Source organism: Paracoccus marcusii, from assembly GCF_006151785.1.
GTDB lineage: Bacteria > Pseudomonadota > Alphaproteobacteria > Rhodobacterales > Rhodobacteraceae > Paracoccus > Paracoccus marcusii.
Genome location: NZ_VDDD01000196.1, coordinates 1 through 4,021 on the forward strand (window position 1 = coordinate 1; position 4,021 = coordinate 4,021).

At 68.5% G+C, this 4,021-nt stretch carries 4 protein-coding genes and 1 tRNA gene; 2 read left to right on the forward strand and 3 right to left on the reverse strand.

The window, feature by feature from the left end:
* Positions 1-6: 6 nt before the first annotated feature.
* The 3 genes from FHD68_RS17880 to FHD68_RS17890 all read right to left on the reverse strand — a co-directional run bounded on the left by FHD68_RS17880 (position 7) and on the right by FHD68_RS17890 (position 2,039).
* On the reverse strand, positions 7-591 hold the full coding sequence (locus tag FHD68_RS17880) for a DUF1190 domain-containing protein (protein WP_045981552.1): 585 nt from the start codon (positions 589-591) through the stop codon (positions 7-9).
* 19 nt (positions 592-610) lie between these two features.
* A complete protein-coding gene (locus tag FHD68_RS17885) occupies positions 611-1,837 on the reverse strand; it encodes a glutathionylspermidine synthase family protein (protein WP_127897670.1) in 1,227 nt (408 codons plus the stop codon).
* Positions 1,838-1,963: 126 nt separating this feature from the next.
* A tRNA-Lys gene (locus FHD68_RS17890) sits at positions 1,964-2,039 on the reverse strand.
* A gap of 95 nt (positions 2,040-2,134) precedes the next feature.
* Here FHD68_RS17890 and dapF point away from each other — a divergent pair.
* Together dapF and mtaB are read left to right on the forward strand one after the other, a co-directional pair.
* On the forward strand, positions 2,135-2,962 hold the full coding sequence (dapF, locus tag FHD68_RS17895) for a diaminopimelate epimerase (RefSeq protein WP_127897671.1): 828 nt from the start codon (positions 2,135-2,137) through the stop codon (positions 2,960-2,962).
* A partial coding sequence (gene mtaB / locus FHD68_RS17900; RefSeq protein ID WP_139086445.1) for a tRNA (N(6)-L-threonylcarbamoyladenosine(37)-C(2))-methylthiotransferase MtaB occupies positions 2,959-4,021 on the forward strand: 1,063 nt, incomplete at its 3' end. The genes dapF and mtaB, both read left to right, overlap by 4 nt.

Sequence of the window (4,021 nt, forward strand, 5' to 3'; positions counted from 1 at the left end):
CCGGCCTCAGCCGCCGATGCTGCGCCCCGCGCTGGACCCGCCGAACCCGCCGCGCGACGCGGCCGTGGCCCGCGTCATCGGCGCCTGTCCCGCGGTCGTCGCGGGCCGTGTGAAGTTCTGCGACGACATCGACGCACGCCCGGCATTGCTGCCGAAATTGGTGGTGCCGGCGGCGTTGGTGAAGCCGCCCTGCGCATTGCGGTACATCGGCTGCGAGGCCGCCATCCCGCCGCCCGCGCGGCCCAGCATGCTGCCGATCAGATAGCCCGCCAGCAGCGGCATGAAGATGCTACCCGACCCGCCCTGCGACACCTGTTGATCCTCGGACCCGCAATTGCCGGCACCGTGCTGCTCCTCGCAGACGGCCAGGCTGTCATAGCGGGGCGCGGCCTCGACATGCAGGGCCTCGGCCTCGGCAAAGGCCTGGCTGCACTGATCGGCAGTCACCAGGCCGCCGTTCACCGCCGCCGCCTGGCAGCTGGCAAGGTCCGGAAAGGCCTGCGCCTCGACCTGTTCGTCCCGGCAGCCCGCGACGGTGAAGGCGGCCGCCCCCAGAATGGTCAGGGCGACGGTCCGTGAACGTGTCCTCATGGAAATCCTCCTTGGCGGGTCAGCCCGCGATGAAATGCGGCTTGAAGCGCGACAGGTCCTGGGTGATGCGGGCGCGATCCTCTCGGATGCCGATGCCGGCGCAGGCATCGCCCACGATCCAGGCACCGATGACCGGGCGGAAACCCTCGAATTCGGGCAAGGGGTGATAGGCCTGCACGATCCGCGCATGCCCGTCGTAATCATGATTGTCCGACGCCTCGGTAACGGCGCCGTTCTCGACGATGACGACGCCCGCGCCTTCGCGCGAGAAGATCGGCTTGACCACATGGGCGGCGCGGAACTGGTCGGCCACGCGCCCGAAGGCCTGGGCCACGGACGGGTCGGGCTGGCCGTTCTCGACCAGGGCGGGTGCCACGTCGTCGGCGAAGAAGGCGGGCAGCAGGTTCGGGTGACCCTCAAACATCTCCCACAGGACGGGCAGCAGGCCCTTGTTCGACACGACGGCCTTCCACGCGGGCTCAAGGAACATGCAGCCCGACCCCGCGATATGGCGGGCATAGTCGTCGGCCAGCAGGTCCTCCCACGGATACAGCTTGAAGAGCGTGCCGATCACCCGATCCTCGGCGTCCAGGAACTGGCCCTTCTTGCTGACGGCCAGCTTGTCCAGGTCGGTGTAATGCGCCCCCATCCCGGCCTCGCGCGCGGCCCAGGCCATCGATTCGACCGTGGCGTAATCCTCGGCATTGTTCGCGACGGCGGTGAAGTGGATGTCGGTGTTCGGCGCGAACAGCTCGCGGAACCGCTCGACCAGCGCCTCGTGGATGCCGTTGAACTGGTCGGCCCCCGTGGGCAGGTGTCCCGCCGCCAACTGATCCTCCAGCCACTGCCACTGGAATGCCGCCGATTCATACAGCGAGGTCGGCGTGTCGGCGTTGTATTCCAGCAGCTTGGCCGGACCGGTGCCGTCATAGACCAGATCCATCCGCCCATAGATCGCGGGCTCGGACCGCGCCCAGCTGTCGGCGATCAGCGCGTGATGCGCCTGCGGGATGCCCAGACGCGTCATCAGCGCGGGGTCGGCCACGATGCGGTCGACCGCCTGACGCACCATCGCGTGCAGTTCGGTCGCGGGGCCTTCCAAGTCGTCTTCGATCTGGGCCAGCGTGAACTGATAGGCGGTGGTTTCGTCCCAATAGGGCTCGCCATGCATATGGGCGAAGGTGAAGCCGACATCGGCGGCCTTGGCAGCCAGGTCGGGGCGTTCGGGAAGGGTGATCTTGCGCATGCCCAAGATGTAGTCGCTGCGCGCCGCGAGGACCAGTGCCCCGGATGTCGCGCGCGGGTGAAATCCCCGGCATCCGCCACGGCGATCGCCGCGGGCGGCCGGTGATCTGCAGATCGGAGGATACAGTGGTGAGCCCAACAGGATTCGAACCTGTGACCCACTGATTAAAAGTCAGTTGCTCTACCAACTGAGCTATGGGCCCATCACGAGGCGGTTCCTAGGGGGGGTGGCCGGTGGCGTCAAGCAGAAAAATCAACCCATCTGGCGGAATCCGTCCGTGCGGCCTATATCGCGGCCATGACGCATTCTCATTCGACCGGGCTGCCCTTCCTCAAGATGCACGGGCTGGGCAACGACTTTGTGGTACTGGATCTGCGCGGCGGGTTGGCCCGGCCGGACGCGGGCCTTGTCGCGCGCATCGCGGACCGCCATCGCGGCGTGGGCTTCGACCAGCTGGCCGGGGTCGAGGATTGCGGTGACGCGGATGCGCGTCTGGTGTTCTGGAACGCGGACGGGTCGCTGTCGTCCGCCTGCGGCAATGCGACGCGCTGCATCGCGCGCTGGCTGATGGATCAGACCGGGGCGGCGTCGCTGCGCCTGCGGACCGATCACGGCATGCTGCTGGCCGAGGACGCGGGCGGCGGGCTGACGCGGGTGAACATGGGGCCGCCGGTCCTGGACTGGCGCGCGATCCCCTTGGCGCGGGACGCGGATATCGACCACCTGCCGATCGCGGGTGATCCGGTGGCGACCGGCATGGGCAATCCGCATGTGACCTTCTTCGTCGAGGACGCCGACGCGGTCGATCTGGGCCGTTTCGGCCCTGACCATGAGCATCACCCGCTTTATCCCGAACGCACCAATGTGGAGGTCGTGCAGGTCCTGTCGCGCGACGCGATCCGGCTGCGCATCTGGGAACGCGGGACGGGGCCGACGCTGGCCTCGGGCTCGTGCTCCTGCGCGGCGGTTGTGGCGGCGGCGCGGCGCGGGCTGACCGAGCGGCGCGTGAGGGTGCATGTGCCCGGCGGGCAGCTTTTGATCGACTGGCGCGAGGACGGCGTCTGGATGGAGGGGCAGACCGCCATCGTCTTCGAGGGGCACCTGACGCCTGCGTGGCTGGCATGAGCGCGCCGGTCTTTTCCACCCTGGGCTGCCGCCTGAACGCCTATGAGACCGAGGCCATGCGCGAGATGGCCGAGGCCGCGGGCCTGTCGGGCGCGGTCGTCGTCAACACCTGCGCCGTGACCGCCGAGGCCGTCCGCAAGGCCCGCCAGGAGATCCGCCGCCTGTCGCGCGAGAATCCCGGCGTGCCGGTCATCGTCACCGGCTGCGCCGCCCAGACCGAGCCCGAGACCTTTGCCGCCATGCCCGAGGTCACCAAGGTCATCGGCAACCATGAGAAGATGCAGCCCGCCACGTGGGCGTCCCTGCGCGCCCCCGACCTGATCGGCGCGACCGAGAAGGTGGTCGTGGACGACATCATGTCGGTGCGGGAAACCGCGGGCCACCTAATCGACGGGTTCGGGCGGCACCGGGCCTATGTGCAGGTCCAGAACGGCTGCGATCACCGCTGCACCTTCTGCATCATCCCCTTCGGGCGCGGCAATTCGCGGTCGGTGCCCGCAGGTGTGGTGGTCGAGCAGATCAAGCGTCTGGTCGGGCGCAGCTTTAACGAAGTTGTGCTGACCGGGGTGGACCTGACCAGCTGGGGCGCGGACCTGCCGGGCACGCCGCGGCTTGGCGATCTGGTCATGCGCATCCTGCGGCTGGTGCCGGACCTGCCGCGCCTGCGGATCAGCTCGATCGATTCGATCGAGGCGGACGAGAACCTGATGCTGGCCATCGCGACCGAACCGCGCCTGATGCCGCATCTGCACCTGTCGCTGCAGGCCGGCGACGACATGATCCTGAAGCGGATGAAGCGCCGCCACCTGCGCGACGATGCCATCGCCTTCTGCGAGGAGGCGCGGCGGCTGCGTCCCGACATGGTCTTCGGCGCCGACATCATCGCCGGCTTTCCGACCGAGACCGAGGCGATGTTCGACAATTCGCTGAAGCTCGTTCAGGATTGCGGTCTGACCTTCCTGCATGTCTTCCCCTATTCGGCGCGCAAGGGCACGCCCGCGGCGCGCATGCCCGCCGTGCCCGGTCCCGCGATCCGGGACCGGGCCGCGCGGCTGCGCG

Coding starts and splice junctions, on each gene's coding strand:
- FHD68_RS17880 (WP_045981552.1), bottom strand. CDS start 591: ATGAGGACACGTTCACGGACCGTCGCCCTGACCATTCTGGGGGCGGCC.
- FHD68_RS17885 (WP_127897670.1), bottom strand. CDS start 1,837: ATGCGCAAGATCACCCTTCCCGAACGCCCCGACCTGGCTGCCAAGGCC.
- dapF (WP_127897671.1), top strand. CDS start 2,135: ATGACGCATTCTCATTCGACCGGGCTGCCCTTCCTCAAGATGCACGGG.